1 protein-coding gene is annotated in these 447 nt (G+C 56.6%); it reads right to left on the bottom strand.

The features are described from left to right. A partial coding sequence (locus K5Q92_RS24060) for a gamma-glutamyltransferase (RefSeq protein WP_220771284.1) occupies positions 1-447 on the bottom strand: 447 nt, incomplete at both ends.

Here is a 447-nt window from a genome sequence, read left to right as displayed (position 1 = left end):
TTGAGGATCTCTATGATATGGATGCCACCCGATGATGGCGGCGGCATGGAAACCACCTCATAGCCTCGATAGTGTCCGCGCACCGGCTGGCGCTCTATGGCCTGATAGTTGTTGAGATCCTCAAGGGTCATGATGCCGCCGGCAGCCTGAATGGCACTCACCAGTTTCTCGGCGGTTTCCCCTTGGTAAAATCCTTTGCTGCCCTGTTTGGCAATCAGCTCCAGCGAGTGAGCCAACTCAGGCTGCTTGATGATATCGCCCGGTACAAAGCTGCTGCCATCTGCCTTGTAGAAGATGGCGGCAGAGCTTGGCCATTGGGAGATGCGGCGCTTAACCCCATCGAGGGAGTTGGCCAGATCTGAAGTAACGCTGATCCCTTCCCGCGCCAGTTTGATCGCCGGGGCTATCACTTGTTCCCGTTTCATGGTGCCATACTTGGACAGGGCC

The sequence above is a fragment of the Shewanella sp. MBTL60-007 genome (genome assembly GCF_019654915.1).
In the GTDB taxonomy this organism is placed as follows: Bacteria; Pseudomonadota; Gammaproteobacteria; order Enterobacterales; family Shewanellaceae; genus Shewanella.
The sequence above is the reverse complement of the archived record's forward strand: the minus strand, read 5'-3'. Positions and strand labels throughout refer to the sequence as shown.